The following is a 17,398-nucleotide window of genomic DNA, read 5'->3' on the forward strand; positions in this document are numbered from 1 at the left end:
ATCAACGTAAAACACTACCTGACCAGGCCAGCGGATTCATACTCTTTCCCATTGCCACGCCAAAACGCTTGGCAAAGCGATTGGCAAAACCTTCCTGGGGCGTGAAATCCACAATATCCTTGGCTTTAATTATGTTACGTGCCACATAGTCAGTACTGCCAATCGCATCGGTCAAACCGAGTTCAATGCTTTTTTGCCCACTCCATACCAGACCGCTGAACATTTCAGGCGTTTCCTTCAACCGGTTACCACGCCCATCGCGCACCGCCTTGATGAATTGCTGATGGATTTCCTCCAGCATGGTCTTGGCGTAGGCAACTTGCTGAGGATTTTCAGGTGAGAACGGGTCAAGAAAGCCCTTGTTTTCACCAGCAGTCAACAAACGACGCTCCACCCCAAGTTTTTGCATGGTCCCTGTAAAACCGAAACCATCCATCAACACGCCGATAGAACCCACAATACTGGCCTTGTCCACATAAATCTTGTCTGCGGCTGCCGCCACGTAATAGGCGCCGGAAGCACAAATATCATCCACGACTGCATATAAGGGAATACCCGGGTACTTTGTCCGCAAACGTTTGATTTCGTCATAAATCTGACCCGCCTGCACCGGGCTACCACCCGGGCTGTTAATGCGCAGGATGACCCCTTTGGTGTTGTTATCCTCAAATGCCGCATCCAGCCCCTTGATAATCTGATCGGCACTGGTCTGGTCTGCCGATATGGGGCCGTTCAGGTCGACTACGGCAGTATGCTTGCCGGGGATGGGAATCCCGCGATCGCCAATCCAGCCCAATGCCAGAAACAGCAGGATAAACAGAAATGAGAATCCCATCAGTTTGAAAAATATGTTCCAGTGACGTGCGGTACGCTGCTCCCTGACCGCCGACATTGCCACCTTTTCCAGTATTTCGCGTTCCCAGTTCCCGGTCTTTTCCGGTTCAGACATGATTTGCTTCCTCAATTAAATAGACATACCCGTCATGTTCCTGCACAGCAAGTGTTACCAGGCCTTTGCCGGCGCAACGCCCACCCATGCACTGCCCTGTTTCAGGCAAATACATCGCGCCGTGCGTGGAGCATAGCAAGTATAACCCGGAGATATCAAAAAACTCCCCTTCCTGCCAGTCCATTTCCACGGGTATGTGAGCACATCGATTGAGGTATGCGTATACCCGGCCACGGTAGCGGATCACAAAAGCGGGGACCATTTGTCCCAGATGCTGCAGCTCAAAGCGAACGCCCTTACCCGCGTCAGTCAGTGCCGCACTGGCGCAAATCAGGCGTAGTTGTTCAGCCATGTCATCAAGCCTGGAAAGTCTTCGGCAATATACAGCGGCTGGCATACTTGCAGCGACGCTACCGAATGCGCGCCATAAGCCACACCGACACTCGCTATTCCTGCATTCAGCGCCATTTGCAAATCATGACTGGTATCCCCAATCATCAATGTCCGTTCTGCCTCGACCCCGCAATAATCCATCAACTCCAGCACCATGCCCGGATGCGGCTTGGAATAACCTTCATCCGCACATCGCGACACATGAAAAAATTCGCGCAGACCGCTTTGGTCAAAAGCGCGTTCCAGCCCATTACGACTTTTCCCGGTCGCTACCGCCAGCCAGTAATCGTCCGCATGCAAAGCCGCAATATTATTCGCAACCCCATCGAATAACGGCAAGGTATGATCCTGACCGAGAAAATGGTGACGGTAACGTTCTACCAAGCCTGGATATTCATCTGGCGTAAGTTCGGGGAGCAAAGTCTGCAGCGCCTCCGCCAGCCCCAAGCCGATAATTTGCTTGGCCTCCTCTCTATGTGGCACCCGCATGCCCAGATCAGCGCAGGCCATCTGAATCGACTCCGCTATGGCTCCGGTGGAATCCATCAGGGTCCCATCCCAGTCGAATATCAACAGATCAAAATGTCTTGAATTCATTGGTCCCGATCAAGTTGTACTAAAAAATTACTTAGCTCTGCTGGCAGAGGGGCTTCCAGAATCAGCATCTCATCATTAAGCGGATGCTTGATAGTGACCCGATGCGCATGCAAAAACATGCGCTTGAGCCCGGTTTTGGCCAGCATTTTATTACGCGGGAAGTCGCCATATTTATCATCACCCGCAATGGGGAAACCCGCATGCGCCAGATGCACGCGTATCTGATGGGTACGACCGGTTTTCAATTCGGCTTCCAGCAAACTGAAATTCGCCCAGTTTCGCTGTAAACGAAATACAGTATGCGCAGCCTGTCCATCCGCACTGGCCAGTACACGCCGTTCACCTTCGGCATTGAGATATTTGTGCAACGGCTGTTTGATATGGCGCAGCGCATCGTTCCAGCGCCCGAGAACCAGCGCAAAGTAGCGTTTGTCCATCTGGTTGGCTCGCATCATGTCATGCAAGGCGACCAGCGCACTACGCTTGGTCGCCAGCATCAGCACTCCTGAAGTTTCCCGATCCAGGCGGTGGGCAAGTTCGAGGAAGCGCTGCTCCGGCATCTCCAGACGCAGTTGCTCGATTATACCCAGGCTGATTCCGCTGCCTCCATGCACAGCCATACCGGCAGGTTTGTTGAGCACCAACAGGCCCTCATGATGGTAAAGGATACGGTCGACAAGCCGAATGCCGCCTTTGGACAATACCGTAGGCCGGTTCATTTTCGGTGCCGCCACACGAACCGGCGGGATGCGTATTTCATCACCCAACTCCAGTTTGCGCGCGGCATCCACACGCCCCTTGTTCACCCGCACTTCGCCACTACGCAAAATACGGTACAGGTGACTTTTGGGAACCCCTTTAAGGTGCCGGGCCAGAAAGTTGTCGATACGCTGTCCCGCCCCGGATTCATCAACTTTGAGGTATGTGACAGATTCTTTGCGTAAATCATTCATTTTGCATATACTACTGTCGCAATCTGTGACGTTTTCCAGGCTGGATTTATCTGGCAAATGACGGGAAATTTAGCGTCCAGAGGCAAAATTAGCCGGTTAATTTCGCTCACCGGATGCATGTCCCGACACATCGCGCCTGCTTTAGTTTGCGCCGCCATGTCAAGAGACCAAAAACCGTTCAGAGATGCCCTGAGGCGCATGGACGAGGCATTAAAAAGTAGCGATGGTAAAGCATAAGCGCGCGAAACGCATCCTTAGATTTCCGGTAGATGAGTGAATCATCTACCCTAACGACAAACCGCCACGCCCGACTAACCTGGTTATCCAAATGACTGAAATTCCAGACTAAATCACTCGTGCCGCACACCGCGCAAAGCGCGCGGCGGTTGGTTGTCCCGTGTTGATCGCGCGCGGGAGAATGAAACATCATGAAACGCATGTTATTTAATGCGACACAGGCTGAGGAACTCCGTGTCGCCATTGTCGATGGTCAAAAACTCGTAGACCTAGATATTGAATCAGCCGCCAAGGAACAACGTAAAAGCAACATCTACAAGGGCATAGTCACCCGCGTCGAACCAAGTCTCGAAGCCGCCTTTATCGATTACGGGGCTGATCGCCACGGCTTTTTGCCGTTCAAGGAAGTCTCTCGTGCCTGCTTCGCGAATAATGTCGCCGATGTTGCGCGTGCGCGCATCCAGGATGTGCTGCGCGAAGGCCAGGAAATCATTGTCCAGGTGGAAAAAGACGAGCGCGGCAACAAGGGTGCAGCGCTTACCACCTACATCAGCCTGGCCGGCCGTTATCTGGTACTGATGCCCAACAATCCGCGTGGCGGCGGGGTATCGCGCCGCATCGAGGGCGAAGAGCGCAACGAACTGCGTGACGTGATGGCGCAACTGGAAATCCCGTCCGGCATGAGCATCATTGCCCGTACCGCCGGTATCGGCCGCGGGGTGGAAGAGCTGCAATGGGACTTGAATTACCTGCTGCAATTGTGGAATGCCATTGATTCTGCTGCCAGCAGCCAGAAAGGCGCTTTCCTGATTTATCAGGAAAGCAGTCTGGTGATTCGTGCCATCCGTGACTACTTCCAGCCGGATATTGGCGAAATCCTGATTGATACTGAAGAAGTATTCGAGCAGGCTCATCAGTTCATGAGCCACGTGATGCCCGGCAACGTGCACAAGGTCAAGCTGTACAAGGACGATGTGCCGCTGTTCTCGCGCTTCCAGATCGAACATCAGATCGAGTCTGCGTACTCACGCGAAGTGACCCTGCCATCCGGCGGTGCCATCGTGATCGACCATACCGAAGCGCTGGTTTCGGTGGACGTCAATTCGGCGCGCTCCACACGCGGGGCGGATATCGAACAGACCGCCTATAACACCAACCTGGAAGCCGCAGAAGAAGTTGCCCGTCAATTGCGCCTGCGCGATCTGGGTGGGCTGATTGTGATCGATTTCATCGATATGGAAAGCCAGCGCAACCAGCGTGAAGTGGAAAATCGTCTACGCGATTCCCTGCACCATGATCGTGCGCGCGTTCAGTTCGGCAAGATTTCCAAATTCGGCCTGATGGAACTGTCGCGTCAGCGCCTGCAGCCATCGCTGGGCGAATCCAGTCACCAGCCTTGTCCGCGTTGCAGCGGTACCGGCTTCATCCGCGGCATTGAATCCACCGCACTGCATATCCTGCGCATCATCCAGGAAGATGCAATGAAGGAAAACACGGGCGCAATTCATGCGCAAATTCCGGTCGATGTAGCCACTTTCCTGCTCAACGAGAAACGCTCCGACATCTTTGCCATTGAATCCCGGCTTAAGGTCAATGTGTTGCTGATCCCCAATATCCATCTGGTGACGCCGCATTACAAGATTTCCAGATTGCGTCATGATGAGCTTAACCAGCACGATGTCACCATCCCCAGCTACAAACTGGCGGATACGATTGAGGACACCACACTCGCAGAAACACAGAAAGAAAACAAACCTGTACCTGTACCCGCTGTGCGCGGCATCACCCCGACACAGCCTGCTCCGATCGTTGAACCAAAATCGCAAACTGAGGTTAATACACCGACCGAATCCAAATCCGGCTTGATTGGCCGAATCTTCGGATGGCTGCAAAGAATTGGCGAAGAGAAACCGGTCCAGCCTGTCGTTGCTCCACAACCCGTCACGCCGGCACGCGAGCCGCGTGGGCGTGGTCGTCAGCGTGGCGAGCGCAGTGAGCGCAGTGAACGCACAGAACGCCCGCCACGGCCAGCTGAAGCCAAGGATGGCACTCCTGAACGCAGTGAACGGACACCCCGCCCCGAACGCGGCCCACGTCCTGAGCGCCAGGCCGCAGGTGAACGAACAGCAGGATCTGCCGACAATGCACAAAAGCCGGCACGCAAACCGCGTCAGCAGCAACCACGTACACCGAAACCTGTGGATGACGTTGCGGCGAACGACGCAGCTGTTGAAAGCCCTGCACCCATGCTCGCCCCGGTTGCCGACGCCGGAACCGGCGAGGCCCGCGAAACCCGCAGTCGTCGTGGTCGCCGCGGTGGTCGACGCGAGCGCCGGCCGGATCAGGAGCAAACCGAGCCAATGGCAGCAACGACTATGGACCAGGCAGATAGCCCGAACGCTGTTGCCGATATGGCAACAACGGCGCAACCGGTCACGGCTCCGCCCAGCACGCCGGTTTCCGTCACCGCACCGCCACTGCAGGCCCCGATTGTGGCTGCGCCTGCCGAGTCATCTGCTCCATCCGCTCCTGCGTTCAAGGAAACCCGTCCGATTCCCGCGGCGGCTGAGTCCATCCCTGCTGGCTCCGGAACTGAGGCCGTAAAAGCCGTGATGCCGGTCGAAAAACTGCTCAGCGAACTGCTTGCCCCTTCTCCAGCTTCTGCACAGCTCCAGCAGGTAGAAACACAATCCAAGCCTGCCGCAGCAGGTATGGCCGAAGCGACGCCACCGGCTCCGCGCAGACAGCGTGTGCCATTGACAGCGGTGACTGACATCCCGGTGGAACTGCTGCAGGTTGAAACCAGCAGTGCCGCTGCTCCAATGGAAAGCGCCAATGAATCCAGCAATCCAGTTTCCGCACGCCCGGCAAGACGCGCTGCGGCACCACTGGAAACGCCGGAAACGCCACTGCAGCAGATAGAAACCAGACGTTAAGACCGGTCAGGCGTTAAGAAACAAAAACGGGAGATGACCATTTGGCCATCTCCCGTTTTTTATGCCCTTCCCTGCATGCCGTTCACATCCACACCGATCAAATATCCCTATGGCAGTTTCAAACTGATTGGGTGCCCTGCCGTTCCAAAATGCTCTTTAGTAAACCCTGGGCCGCATCCGTGACCATATCCAGCGTCTGATCAAACCCTTGTTGTCCACCGTAGTAGGGATCAGGTACATCCAGGTTGGGAAAACGCCGGCTGAAACTCAATAGCAGACGGATCTTGTGATGGTGTTTGATATTGGCACGCCGGATAAGGTTATTCAGATTCTGTTTATCCATTACCAGAATATGGTCGAACCGCTCAAAATCGCTATCCTGTACCTGTCGGCCGCGCAGCCCGCTGATATCGCAGCCATAGCGTAACGCCGTGCGCTGCGCGCGCACATCCGGCGCATCGCCTACGTGGTAATCGTGCGTCCCGGCCGAATCGATCAAAATCTGCGTGCCGGCACCCGCTTCCTGTACTGCTTTAGTGAAAATGCCTTCCGCCATCGGCGAACGGCAGATATTGCCCATGCATACAAAAAGTACTGAGGTCTGGTTGTTTTCCATCATTTTTTTCGGATTCTGGTTACGTGCCTCGATTGTTGCATACTTACAATACCTTTCAACAAAAATCCGGTTTGCCAATTTCGATAATCCAGATACGGAATCATCCAGGCCGCTCTTGTATAATACCGGGTTAGCCAGCCTCTTCTTTTGTTGCCAAAAATGACCGCCCTTGACTCAGAAATCCAGCGTCGCCGCACCTTTGCCATTATTTCCCACCCGGATGCGGGTAAAACCACGCTGACCGAAAAGCTGCTGTGGTTCGGTGGCGCGATCCAGGTCGCGGGCGAAGTGCGCGCGCGCAAGGCCAGCCGCCACGCCACTTCGGACTGGATGGAACTGGAAAAACAGCGCGGCATTTCAGTCACCTCCTCGGTCATGCAGTTCCCCTACCGGGAACACATCATCAATCTGCTGGATACACCCGGCCACGAGGACTTTTCCGAGGATACCTACCGCACGCTCACCGCCGTGGACTCGGCAGTGATGGTGATCGACTCGGTCAACGGTGTCGAAGCGCAGACCATCAAGTTGCTCAATGTGTGCCGGATGCGCGACACACCCATCATCACTTTCATCAACAAACTCGACCGTGAGGGCCGCCCACCGATTGAATTGCTCGACGAAATCGAATCGGTGCTGGGCATGCAATGCGCGCCCATGACCTGGCCGATCAGCATGGGTAAACGTTTTCGCGGCGTGTATCACCTCTATGACGATACCGTACTGGTATTCGACCCGCACGCCGACAAAGGCACGAGTGAAATCATCAAAGGTCTGGACAACCCGCGCCTGGATGAGTTCATCGGCCGCGAACAATCCGATGAGCTGCGCATGGAGGTGGAACTGGTACGCGGCGCATCGCATACCTTTGATGCGGCTGCCTATCATGCCGGTAAACAGACCCCGGTATTGTTTGGTTCGGCAGTCAATAATTTCGGTGTGCAGATGATGCTCGACGCGGTGGTTGATTTATCACCACCGCCCCAGCCGCGTGCCACTGAAACCCGTCAGGTACAACCCGGCGAAACGAAATTTTCCGGCTTTGTATTCAAGATCCAGGCCAACATGGACCCCAAGCACCGTGACCGTATCGCGTTTCTGCGCGTGTGCTCCGGACGCTTTGACCGGGGCATGAAAATCAAGCAGGTTTCCAGCGGCAAGGTGATGGCGGTGAACAATGCCATTACCTTCATGGCACAGGATCGCAATACGGCGGATGAGGCCTATGCAGGCGATATTATCGGCATTCCCAACCACGGCACCATTCGTCTGGGCGACACCTTCAGTGAAACTGAAAACCTGAAATTCACCGGGATACCTTCGTTCGCACCGGAGTTTTTCCGCAAGGCGCGTATCAAAAATCCGCTAAAAATGAAGCAATTGCAAAAAGGCTTGCAACAGTTGGCTGAAGAAGGTGCCACGCAGCTGTTCCGCCCGATTTCTTCCAATGACCTGATCCTGGGCGCCGTCGGCACCCTGCAATTCGATGTCGTGGCGCACCGGCTGGAATTTGAATATGGCGTGGACGTGCTGTTCGAGGGCTGCGAATACGCGACCGCGCGCTGGTTGCGCGGTTCCGAGGCCGATCTCAAGCAACTGGTGGACAAGTACGGCTTCAATGTGGCACTGGATGGCGCCGAGCAATACGTTTATCTGGCACCCAATCGAGTCAACCTGACCATGACCCAGGAACGTTTTCCAGACGTCAAATTCCTGGAAACACGCGAAATATATTGAAGCCTGCCGCTTTCGACGTCATCGTCATCGGTGCCGGAGCCGCCGGCATGATGTGTGCTGCCCAGGCCGGGCAGCGCGGACGGCGCGTATTGTTGATCGACCATGCTGCCAAGATCGGTGAGCGCATCCGCATTTCCGGCGGGGGTCGCTGCAACTTCACCAACAGCAAGGTTGGTGCGGAAAATTTCCTGTCGCAGAATCCGCATTTCGCGCGTTCTGCCCTCGCTCGTTATTCGCAGTTTGATTTCATCAAGCTGGTAGAACGCTACCAAATCGCCTATCACGAAAAAACGCTGGGGCAATTGTTTTGCGATGATTCCGCGCGCCAGATCATTGATATGCTGCGGGCTGAATGCGACCTGGGGAAGGTGCAATGGGCGCAGCCGTGCAACGTGCAAAGCATCGAACAGATTGACGACGACGGTCTGCGTTTCCAGCTCTCAACCGACTCGGATCGCGGCACGATACGCTGCCAATCGCTGGTCATTGCCAGCGGCGGTCTGGCAATCCCGAAACTGGGCGCGACCCCATTCGGCTACAAGGTAGCAGAACAATTCAAGCTGCCGATCATCGCACCCAAGCCGGCACTTGTTCCGCTGGCACTGGCACCGGAAACGCTGGCACCATTGGAAGCACTGGCCGGCGCATCGCTAAATGTGGCTACGCATTGTGAAGATCAGCCCGGCGAATTCCGTGAAGGCATGCTGATTACCCATCGTGGTCTGTCCGGCCCGGCCATTCTGCAAATTTCCAGCTACTGGCAAATGCAGGAATATGCAAACAACAAAAAACAGCCCATCTCCATTGATCTTCTTCCCGGCCTGGATGCGGCGGCCTGGATCGCGCCACATCGTCATGGGAAAAGCACGCTGAACAGCCTGCTGGCCGAATTCCTGCCTAAACGTTTTGCGCAGGAATGGTGTGCACTGCACAACTGGACCAAACCTTTGGCAGAGCATTCCAGGCGCGATGTTGATACCATGATTTCAACACTGAAAGCCTGGACACTCATGCCTGCCGGCACGCTCGGTTACGCCAAGGCTGAAGTCACGCTGGGTGGTGTAGATACAAATGCCCTGTCATCCAAAACCATGGAAACCAAAGCCATACCCGGCCTCTATTTCATCGGCGAGTTAGTCGATGTAACGGGTTGGCTGGGCGGCTATAATTTTCAGTGGGCATGGTCGTCTGGCTGGGTGGCGGGGCAATATGCGTAATCGGGTGCTTGGCTATCGCTATTTCTGCTATGGAACCATGACGGCGAAAAAGGCTCTGAACCAACTCTGCCGGTCAACTCTCGACAATAATTTGAATGCGCTCCAAAGCGCTCACGCGGGCATGCATCGCAACGACAATACATCCAGGCTACTTCACCGGCAATTCTTCCCACGCAGTGCAATGGGTGGCAGGAATTGAGCAGTAAACGAGTGAGTAAAAATCCTCATAAAGCTTCGCCTTCAGACCAGTCTGGAGAGACGGTGTTCGCATGGGAAATCCCGTCACCCAAAGCGCGATACTGGGAAATTCATATCAGCCGCAACACCCTCATTGCAGTCATAGCATCCCTGCTCTTGCACGCGATACTGCTGTTTACATTAAAGCAGGAGCATGTGCGGATTGAGTCGCCTTCCGATAAAAACATGCAAGGGCCGCTGGTGGTGCAGTTATCACCCCGGGAGAGTCCCAAAGTCGTTCCGAAACATTCAAATCCGGAACCTGTGCCGCCGACTAAAAAGCCCGTTGTCCGGCCCAGGCCCCAACCCAGGCAGCACATCAGCCAACCCAAGCCGCGCGCACCGGTCAGCCCTCGCCATGCGAAAGAGCCGACGCCTGTCATGACCGCACCAAAATCAGCGCTGGACACCCATGCCGTGCCACCCGTGCCGGAAACCACATCACCCTCCACTGCGCCGCCTACCGATATGGCAAGTTATATCAATGCCGTGCGGGAACGCCGCCAAGCCGCCGAGCAGGCCAATGCGGAATCCGGCACCAGCCGCACCCCCACGCCGGACGAAATCAGGTCGGCCAATATCGAGCGCAATCTGCGGCCAGCGGGCGGCGCCAACGGCGTATTCCAGATCCTCGGCATGGGCGTGCGTACTGCCCAGTTCTCTTTCCGCGGCTGGACCACCGACTCGAGCAATTTCCAGAAACAGGTCATTAATGTCGACGCCGGACTCAACGGCGATATAGAGCGCGCCATCATCCGCAGGATGATTGAACTGATACGCCAGTATTATCAGGGCGATTTTAATTGGCAATCGCAGCGCCTCAACCGCGTGGTCGTGCTGTCGGCCCGCAAGAAAGACAATGCGGGGCTGGAAGACTTTTTGATGAAAGAGTTTTTTAAGGCCGATGGCGAGCAACGTTAGTCATCATGGCAGGTCAGTAGTACGCTTGATCCAGTAAATCGAGCGCCAAATTTCGTACACCGGGAATCGACATGCATAAAGGCATCATCCAGGCATTGGCCGCCGCCATTTTATTCGGCATCAGCACCCCAATGGCCAAGGCACTGATAGGCACCACTTCCCCGCTGATACTGGCCGGGCTGCTTTATCTGGGCAGCGGTCTGGGGCTGACTGTCTGGCGCGAATTGCGCAGGTTGTCCGGTAAATCAGCTGATGCCACCCCGCTGCTGCGACAGGATTTTCCGTGGCTGGCAGGTGCCGTGCTGGCAGGCGGCATTCTCGCACCGGCGCTATTGATGTGGGGATTGCAATTCACCCAGGGTTCAACCGCTTCTTTGCTGCTGAATCTGGAAGGCGTGCTCACCGCGTTGCTGGCCTGGTTTGTGTTCCACGAGAACTTCGACCGGCGCATAGCCCTGGGCATGTTGCTGATCGTAACAGCCGGCGCACTTCTGTCCTGGCAGCAGGTACCCATATTCGGCGTAGCCTGGGGCGTGCTGGCGATTATCGGCGCGTGTTTGTTCTGGGCAATCGATAATAATCTGACGCGCAGGATTTCAGCCAGTGATGCGTCGCAGATCGCCATGATCAAAGGCTTGGTGGCAGGCATCACCAATCTGTCTCTCGGCCTTGCCGTGGGCGGCCAATTGCCGGCAGCTGGCGTGATTGCTGCCGCTGGCGTGCTGGGTTTGTTTGGTTATGGCATCAGTCTGGTATTGTTCGTACTCGCCTTGCGTAATCTGGGCAGCGCGCGCACCGCGGCTTATTTTTCAATTGCCCCATTTGCAGGCGCGGCCCTGGCGCTGCCTTTGCTGGGTGAAACACCGGGGGTGCTGTTCTGGCCCGCCACCGTCTTGATGGGAATGGGCGTCTGGCTGCATTTCAGCGAACGCCATGAGCACAGCCATGCGCATGAACCCATGCAGCATGCGCATCGCCATACGCACGACGAACACCACCAGCACACCCACGATTTTCCCTGGGACGGCACTAAAGCGCATACCCATGAGCATGTGCATGCAGCAATCGCACACAGCCATCATCACTTTCCGGATATGCATCACCGCCACCGGCATTAAGCACATGACAAAACAACAGACAGCCAACCGCAAGGCAAAAGAGAGCAACGAACGTGACTACTCCACAGTGAACTGGACCGAAGCTGACACGCAGCAATCCGCGCGCTGGCACTCGGAAAGCGGCGCAGCAGCCCCCAAGCGCGTGATTGTTGCCGATGACCAGCTATCGGCGGATGTGGCCTACCGGCTGGCCAGCGAGGGTACCGCGCTGCTGTGGCGCGGCGATTTCCAGAATGCGCGCCAGTTGCTGCAGGCCATGGCGCGCCGCATCGACCGAAAACCGCGCAAACCCGCGTCGTCGCCGACCGAGGCATTCAATTTCCATCGTCAGTTCCAGTCGCATCGTGCCCGTACCCTAGGGATGCTGTTGCTGCCACTGGATGCCGATTACAGCATTCCCCTACGGCGCGCTCCCGATGTACGGCAGGCTTGCATCGAGGCGCATGGTATAGCGGTAGAGCCATCGGTCGTCTCGCTACGCGAAATACTCGGCCTGATCGGCGCGCACGAATGGCGCAAGACCGGCGTCGAGATTCCGCTGCTGGGCAAGCGCATCCATCCACACTACGGCGTATTTTCGCCGGTGCGCGGCGAATATGTCGGACTGGTGGCCGCGGCGCCTCTCCCCTCGCAGGAACTGGCCTTTGATATCGGTACCGGAACAGGCGTATTGGCTGCGGTGCTGGCACATAAAGGCGTAAAGCACATCGTAGCCACCGATCAGGACCCGCGTGCATTGACCTGCGCGCGTGACAACATTGAACGACTCGGACTAACCAACCAGGTGGTAATCGTTCAAGCCGATCTTTTTCCAGAGGGACGTGCGCCACTCATCATCTGCAACCCGCCGTGGCTGCCCGCACGCGCAAATTCACCCATCGAACATGCGATTTACGACCCGAACAGCCGCATGCTGATGGGGTTTTTGAATGGGCTCGCAGCCCATCTGGAACCGGGCGGCGAAGGCTGGCTGATATTGTCCGATCTGGCCGAACACCTGGGATTGCGCTCAAGGGAAGACCTGCTTGCCGCCTTCGACAAGGCCGGATTGCAGATCGTCGAACGGACGGACGTGAAACCCACCCACCCTCGCGCAGCAGACCCTACCGACCCGCTCCACGCCGCGCGCGCAGCGGAGCTAACCTCACTCTGGCGCCTTGCAGCTCGTTGAACGTCCGCATACATCACGAGTCCACCAGACCTAACCATACACCCCACCATCAAAGGAATAATGAATGAATAGCAGACGCCATCTCTTTACCTCCGAATCCGTTTCCGAAGGCCATCCGGACAAGATCGCCGATCAGATTTCCGACGCCATTCTGGATGCTTTCCTGGCCGAAGAACCGGAAGCAAAGGTGGCCTGCGAAACCTTCGTGGCCGACAACCTGGTGGTGATTGCCGGCGAGTTCAAGACGGTCCGCAAGGAGTTGTTCAACGAGATTGAAAACCGTGCCGAACAGATTGCCCGGCAAGTGCTGCGCGACATCGGCTATCGTGACGCCGAAACCGGCATCGATCCGAACAGCTGCGAAGTGCAGGTACGTTTCAATCACCAGTCGATCCAGATTAACAAAGGCATCACCCTGGCAGGCGGCGACATCGGCGCGGGCGATCAGGGCTTGATGTTCGGCTATGCCTGCGACGAAACCCCCGACCTGATGCCCTACCCCATCTGGCTCGCCCACCGGCTGGTGAAGCAGCAAGCCGAACTGCGCAAATCCGGCACCCTGCCCTGGTTACGCCCCGATGCCAAAAGCCAGGTAACGGTCGCCTACGAGGGCCAGCGCGTTGTTGGCATCGAGAACGTCGTCATTTCCACCCAGATCGAACGCGACCTCGACCCTGCCTGGGTCACCCGGGAAATCACGCGCGAAGTCATCGATCCGCTGGTGCCGATGGCCCTGCGTTCCCCAACTTTCAAACTGTGGGTCAATCCCGCCGGCCCGTTCGAAATTGGCGGCCCCAATGGCGACACTGGCCTCACCGGCCGCAAGATCATCGTCGATACCTATGGCGGCTCCTGCCCCCACGGCGGCGGCGCATTTTCCGGTAAAGACCCCACCAAGGTCGACCGCTCGGCGGCATACATGGCCCGCTATATCGCCAAGAATCTCGTTGCAGCGCGCTATGCCAAACGCTGCCTGGTGCAGCTGGCGTATGCCATCGGCGTGGCTGAACCCGTCTCCCTGCTGATTGAAACCTACGGCACCGGCACCGTGCCCGACGAAAAGCTGGAAAGCATGGTGCGCAGCAGTTTCCAACTCACCCCGCGCGGCATCATCGACAGCCTCAATTTACGCAGACCCATCTACCGGCAGACCGCTACCTATGGGCATTTCGGAAGGCCGGAGCCGGAATTCACCTGGGAACGTACGGATCAGGCCGATAAATTAGCTTTGTTTGATGTGTGATGCTGGCTTAAAAACACCTGCGAAACCTGACCTAATTGTCTGTTTTACATTTAACGCATCGCGTTATATTATTAAGGCATGATCCAGTCGTTCAAATGCGCTGACACTCAAGCCTTGTTCGCCGGCTGTCCTACGCCCCGATTCGTGAATATCAGGACAGTCGCCGAACGAAAACTGCAGATGCTGCATCGCGCCACGCGCATCGACGACTTGCGCATTCCACCGCAAAACCGGCTGGAAAAACTCAAAGGTAAGCGCAAGGGTGTCTGGAGCATTCGCGTCAACGATCAATGGCGCGTCTGTTTCCGCTATGAAGATGGCAATGCATTTGATGTCGAAATCGTTGATTACCACTGAACGGAGGCCAATATGACCATTATCAATGGAATGCGCCCGATTCACCCCGGTGAAATCCTGCGCGAAGAATTCATAATCCCGCTGGGACTGTCTGCCAACGCGCTCGCCATTGCCTTGCGCGTACCCGCTCCACGCATCAACGACATCGCACGCGAACGCCGCGCTATAAGTGCCGATACCGCTCTGCGCCTGGCGCGTTATTTCGGCACCAGTGCCGAATTCTGGCTCGGCTTGCAATCGGACTACGACATGAAAATTGCATTGGCAGAAAGCGGCGCGCGCATCGAGAAAGACGTCGCACCCATGGAACAAGCGGCGTAAATAAGGTGATTTAAGAAGGCAGCCTCAGACTCACCTCAATATGCACTCACCATGCAAGCCCAATCCCCTCTGCAGCAGCCCCTGGCGTCAGGCCAAAAACCGATCAGGCGGGGCGGCTGTTTGAGCCGCAGGCGAGTTCCCGTCCCGACCGGTTTTTGGCCTGACGCCAGGGGGAAGCCGAAGGCCTGCAAGGTGGGGCGTGCTTTCTTTGGTTCATTTCTTTGCACGAGCAAAGAAAGAACTTGCCGCCGGGCAATCCCGGCCTCATGTGCCTTGCAAATACGGATGGAAAATCGTTGAAGCCGCAAAATATGTTAATACGAGCCCGTGTTTTAGCTACGCGATTTAAAACTCGGATGTTTTACGTCAAAAGAGCAGCAACATATTGGTTTCGGAGTTGACGCTCTTTCTTATTATTTACTGCCTCTCTTGCTGCTAACGTGTATTCGTCTTCTGGTTTAGGCGAAAAGGTCTGTAAAGCTTCTTTTGAGGCAGCAATATCGATATGTTTTCCTTCCTCTAAGCGCTTTGCAATTGCAACAATAAGAGAAAAAAAGTTTGCTTTAGCAGACCAAAATGTATGATTTTCTAAACTCAGATTATTTACTATGGACAGCGATTCACATATTAGATCGTAAATAAAGTCTTTTTGCTCAAAATTGTCTTTGTAATCTTCGAGAAGGCTGCTTGTTTTTTCATTTCTGTTGAAAAATCCGCCCAGAATAGTTGACATAATATTAAGAACATACATCAGGTGCACTTTTCTTGCGATTTCACGTTCTGAGAATACATCTAATTTAGATACCAACTCCGAAAATAAACTACTTTTTTTAGTTTTAGCCCACTGCACGAGCTCCAATGGAAGATTCGGATCTATACGCCAGTCTTCTTCTTCAAGGTCAGCCTGAACATCAGCAGGATCAGTGTCATTAGCTAGTAATCTAGCGACATACATATATTCAGTAGGTGCATATTCAGAAGCCAGCTTTTCAATAGTTGTAAGAGAATTAGCAGTTCGATTGAGTCTCTTAAATATCTCAAGGATATGAGGACTATCATTATCCAAATCTAACTCAACAACTGCTATCTCATATTTTAGAAACGCACTTTTTTCATCGCTATCTAAATCTTTGAAGTAGCGGCCATGGACTGAGAACTTGTTATCCACAAATTCAATAATCGCGCTTGTTCTCTGCTGGCCATCTACGATGCATGATGTAGATGTCATTTGTTCTATATCAATTTTTCCACGTGAAAAAAACATTTGTGGAAACGGATACCCTTCTAGCACGGTTTCAATAAAATCTTTCTTATGAACTTCTCGCCAAACTAAGTTACGCTGAAAATAAGCATCCGGAATAAGCCTTCCTACTTTCACATCGTTAACAATATTCAGTAATGCAATTGAGCGAATTGTATACTTAATCATAATATTCCTAGTGTAGAAGCATAAGCGTTTATCGCCGATTCTTGTTTCGCAGCCATGAATAGTTCTCGCGCATAAATACCTGCGCTAATCCCATTGCAAAATTCTGAATAATCGTCACCTAATTTCCCAAAAAAATTTTCCCAGTCTGCCTTTCTCGGAGAAGATGGCATAAGATCAGGGCGAACGATTCCTTTTCTGAGATATTTTAAAAATCTTTCTTTTGTGGCTTTTTGTTGATCGGGAGTGCCGGAAAATTTAGTTATATCTCTCCATCCACTGGTGGCTTCAAAAGCAAGTTCAAAAAGCTCAAGATACAGGTGAGAATCGACAATCGCGATGTCAAGATCAGATTTCTCCTTATCAAATTGAGTATTTTTAACTAGGCTAAAACCAGTATGACCAGACCCAATTAGACGAATCGCTGACAAAGGTAACCTCAAGAACTCACATATTCGCTCATAAAGCTGAAGCTGAATTTCATGATTCCCATCGAACGCAAAAGATGGCGATAGAAAATAAAGTTGCCGAGCAATTTGCCTGGTAGGTAAATGCGTTCTCACTCCATCTTCTATTAGCTTTTTGTGGTTCACTTCGGATGTCGATGAGTTTTAAAGTAGGTAAACTAATGGGGTAATGCCTGATAGTATATAAAAAAGGCAGCCTAAGCTGCCTTTTTTATTCATCAAACACGCAAAATTCAAGCCGCAATACGCCGCTTGAATTCCCCAGTCCGTGTATCAATCTCGATCTTGTCACCAATCTCCACAAACGCCGCCACCGGCAACTCAAACCCGGTGGTGATCTTGGCAGGCTTCAACACTTTACCCGAAGTATCTCCACGCACTGCTGGCTCGGTGTAGGTGACTTCACGCACCACGGTGGTTGGCAGGTCGACTGAAATGGCTTTGCCGTTATAGAAAATCACTTCCAGGCTCATGCCGTCTTCAAGATAGTTGAGCGCGTCGC

The 17,398-nt window shown here is 54.2% G+C and carries 16 protein-coding genes and 1 pseudogene; 9 read left to right on the forward strand and 8 right to left on the reverse strand.

What is annotated here, in order from left to right; all coding sequences use genetic code 11:
• Position 1 precedes the first annotated feature (1 nt).
• The 4 genes from ACYCZJ_RS12065 to ACYCZJ_RS12080 are packed head-to-tail and all read right to left on the reverse strand — an operon-like array spanning position 2 to position 2,892.
• Complete coding sequence (locus ACYCZJ_RS12065) at positions 2 to 949, reverse strand: S49 family peptidase (protein WP_461554475.1); 948 nt, start codon at positions 947 to 949, stop codon at positions 2 to 4.
• Positions 942 to 1,301 carry a Rieske (2Fe-2S) protein gene (locus ACYCZJ_RS12070; protein ID WP_461554476.1) on the reverse strand — a complete coding sequence of 120 codons (360 nt, stop codon included), beginning with the start codon at positions 1,299 to 1,301 and terminating at the stop codon, positions 942 to 944. Before ACYCZJ_RS12070 ends, ACYCZJ_RS12065 begins: the two co-directional genes overlap by 8 nt.
• Positions 1,280 to 1,939, reverse strand: coding sequence for an HAD-IA family hydrolase (locus tag ACYCZJ_RS12075; protein WP_461554477.1), 660 nt, complete (start codon positions 1,937 to 1,939; stop codon positions 1,280 to 1,282). The genes ACYCZJ_RS12070 and ACYCZJ_RS12075 overlap by 22 nt, the downstream gene beginning before the upstream one ends.
• Positions 1,936 to 2,892: an RluA family pseudouridine synthase gene (locus tag ACYCZJ_RS12080; RefSeq protein ID WP_461554478.1), complete on the reverse strand. Its 957-nt coding sequence runs from the start codon at positions 2,890 to 2,892 to the stop codon at positions 1,936 to 1,938. Before ACYCZJ_RS12080 ends, ACYCZJ_RS12075 begins: the two co-directional genes overlap by 4 nt.
• Before the next feature lie 428 nt (positions 2,893 to 3,320).
• Here ACYCZJ_RS12080 and ACYCZJ_RS12085 point away from each other — a divergent pair, with 428 nt between their 5' ends.
• The gene (locus ACYCZJ_RS12085; protein WP_461554479.1) at positions 3,321 to 6,065 is read left to right on the forward strand and encodes an Rne/Rng family ribonuclease; all 2,745 of its coding nucleotides are present in this window, start codon (positions 3,321 to 3,323) and stop codon (positions 6,063 to 6,065) included.
• Between the two features lie 118 nt (positions 6,066 to 6,183).
• Here ACYCZJ_RS12085 and ACYCZJ_RS12090 read toward each other — a convergent pair whose 3' ends face one another.
• Positions 6,184 to 6,684, reverse strand: a complete 501-nt coding sequence (locus tag ACYCZJ_RS12090) for a low molecular weight protein-tyrosine-phosphatase (RefSeq protein WP_461554480.1) — start codon at positions 6,682 to 6,684, stop codon at positions 6,184 to 6,186.
• A gap of 156 nt (positions 6,685 to 6,840) precedes the next feature.
• On the opposite strand from ACYCZJ_RS12090, the gene ACYCZJ_RS12095 reads away from it, so the two are divergent.
• The 8 genes from ACYCZJ_RS12095 to ACYCZJ_RS12130 all read left to right on the forward strand — a co-directional run bounded on the left by ACYCZJ_RS12095 (position 6,841) and on the right by ACYCZJ_RS12130 (position 15,003).
• Positions 6,841 to 8,418 carry a peptide chain release factor 3 gene (locus ACYCZJ_RS12095; protein ID WP_461554481.1) on the forward strand — a complete coding sequence of 526 codons (1,578 nt, stop codon included), beginning with the start codon at positions 6,841 to 6,843 and terminating at the stop codon, positions 8,416 to 8,418.
• On the forward strand, positions 8,415 to 9,635 hold the full coding sequence (locus tag ACYCZJ_RS12100) for a BaiN/RdsA family NAD(P)/FAD-dependent oxidoreductase (protein ID WP_461554482.1): 1,221 nt from the start codon (positions 8,415 to 8,417) through the stop codon (positions 9,633 to 9,635). Before ACYCZJ_RS12095 ends, ACYCZJ_RS12100 begins: the two co-directional genes overlap by 4 nt.
• 210 nt (positions 9,636 to 9,845) lie before the next feature.
• Entirely contained in the window at positions 9,846 to 10,793 is a 948-nt protein-coding gene (locus ACYCZJ_RS12105) for a hypothetical protein (protein WP_461554483.1), read from the forward strand.
• Positions 10,794 to 10,864: 71 nt separating this feature from the next.
• Positions 10,865 to 11,911, forward strand: a complete 1,047-nt coding sequence (locus ACYCZJ_RS12110) for a DMT family transporter (RefSeq protein WP_461554484.1) — start codon at positions 10,865 to 10,867, stop codon at positions 11,909 to 11,911.
• 4 nt (positions 11,912 to 11,915) lie between these two features.
• Positions 11,916 to 13,082, forward strand: coding sequence for a methyltransferase (locus tag ACYCZJ_RS12115; protein WP_461554485.1), 1,167 nt, complete (start codon positions 11,916 to 11,918; stop codon positions 13,080 to 13,082).
• 64 nt (positions 13,083 to 13,146) lie between these two features.
• Complete coding sequence (gene metK, locus ACYCZJ_RS12120) at positions 13,147 to 14,325, forward strand: methionine adenosyltransferase (protein WP_461554486.1); 1,179 nt, start codon at positions 13,147 to 13,149, stop codon at positions 14,323 to 14,325.
• Between the two features lie 144 nt (positions 14,326 to 14,469).
• Positions 14,470 to 14,682 carry a type II toxin-antitoxin system RelE/ParE family toxin gene (locus tag ACYCZJ_RS12125; RefSeq protein WP_461554487.1) on the forward strand — a complete coding sequence of 71 codons (213 nt, stop codon included), beginning with the start codon at positions 14,470 to 14,472 and terminating at the stop codon, positions 14,680 to 14,682.
• 12 nt (positions 14,683 to 14,694) lie between these two features.
• Complete coding sequence (locus tag ACYCZJ_RS12130; RefSeq protein WP_461554488.1) at positions 14,695 to 15,003, forward strand: HigA family addiction module antitoxin; 309 nt, start codon at positions 14,695 to 14,697, stop codon at positions 15,001 to 15,003.
• A gap of 361 nt (positions 15,004 to 15,364) precedes the next feature.
• Here the strand turns inward: ACYCZJ_RS12130 and ACYCZJ_RS12135 are convergent, their stop codons facing one another.
• From ACYCZJ_RS12135 to ACYCZJ_RS12145, 3 genes and pseudogenes are all read right to left on the reverse strand, one after another.
• Complete coding sequence (locus ACYCZJ_RS12135; RefSeq protein WP_461554489.1) at positions 15,365 to 16,432, reverse strand: GmrSD restriction endonuclease domain-containing protein; 1,068 nt, start codon at positions 16,430 to 16,432, stop codon at positions 15,365 to 15,367.
• The gene (locus ACYCZJ_RS12140) at positions 16,429 to 17,022 is read right to left on the reverse strand and encodes a hypothetical protein (RefSeq protein ID WP_461554490.1); all 594 of its coding nucleotides are present in this window, start codon (positions 17,020 to 17,022) and stop codon (positions 16,429 to 16,431) included. The genes ACYCZJ_RS12135 and ACYCZJ_RS12140 overlap by 4 nt, the downstream gene beginning before the upstream one ends.
• A 107-nt stretch (positions 17,023 to 17,129) precedes the next feature.
• A pseudogene (locus tag ACYCZJ_RS12145) lies at positions 17,130 to 17,398 on the reverse strand (elongation factor P); the annotation flags it as partial.

The organism is Sulfuriferula sp. (genome assembly GCF_054605375.1).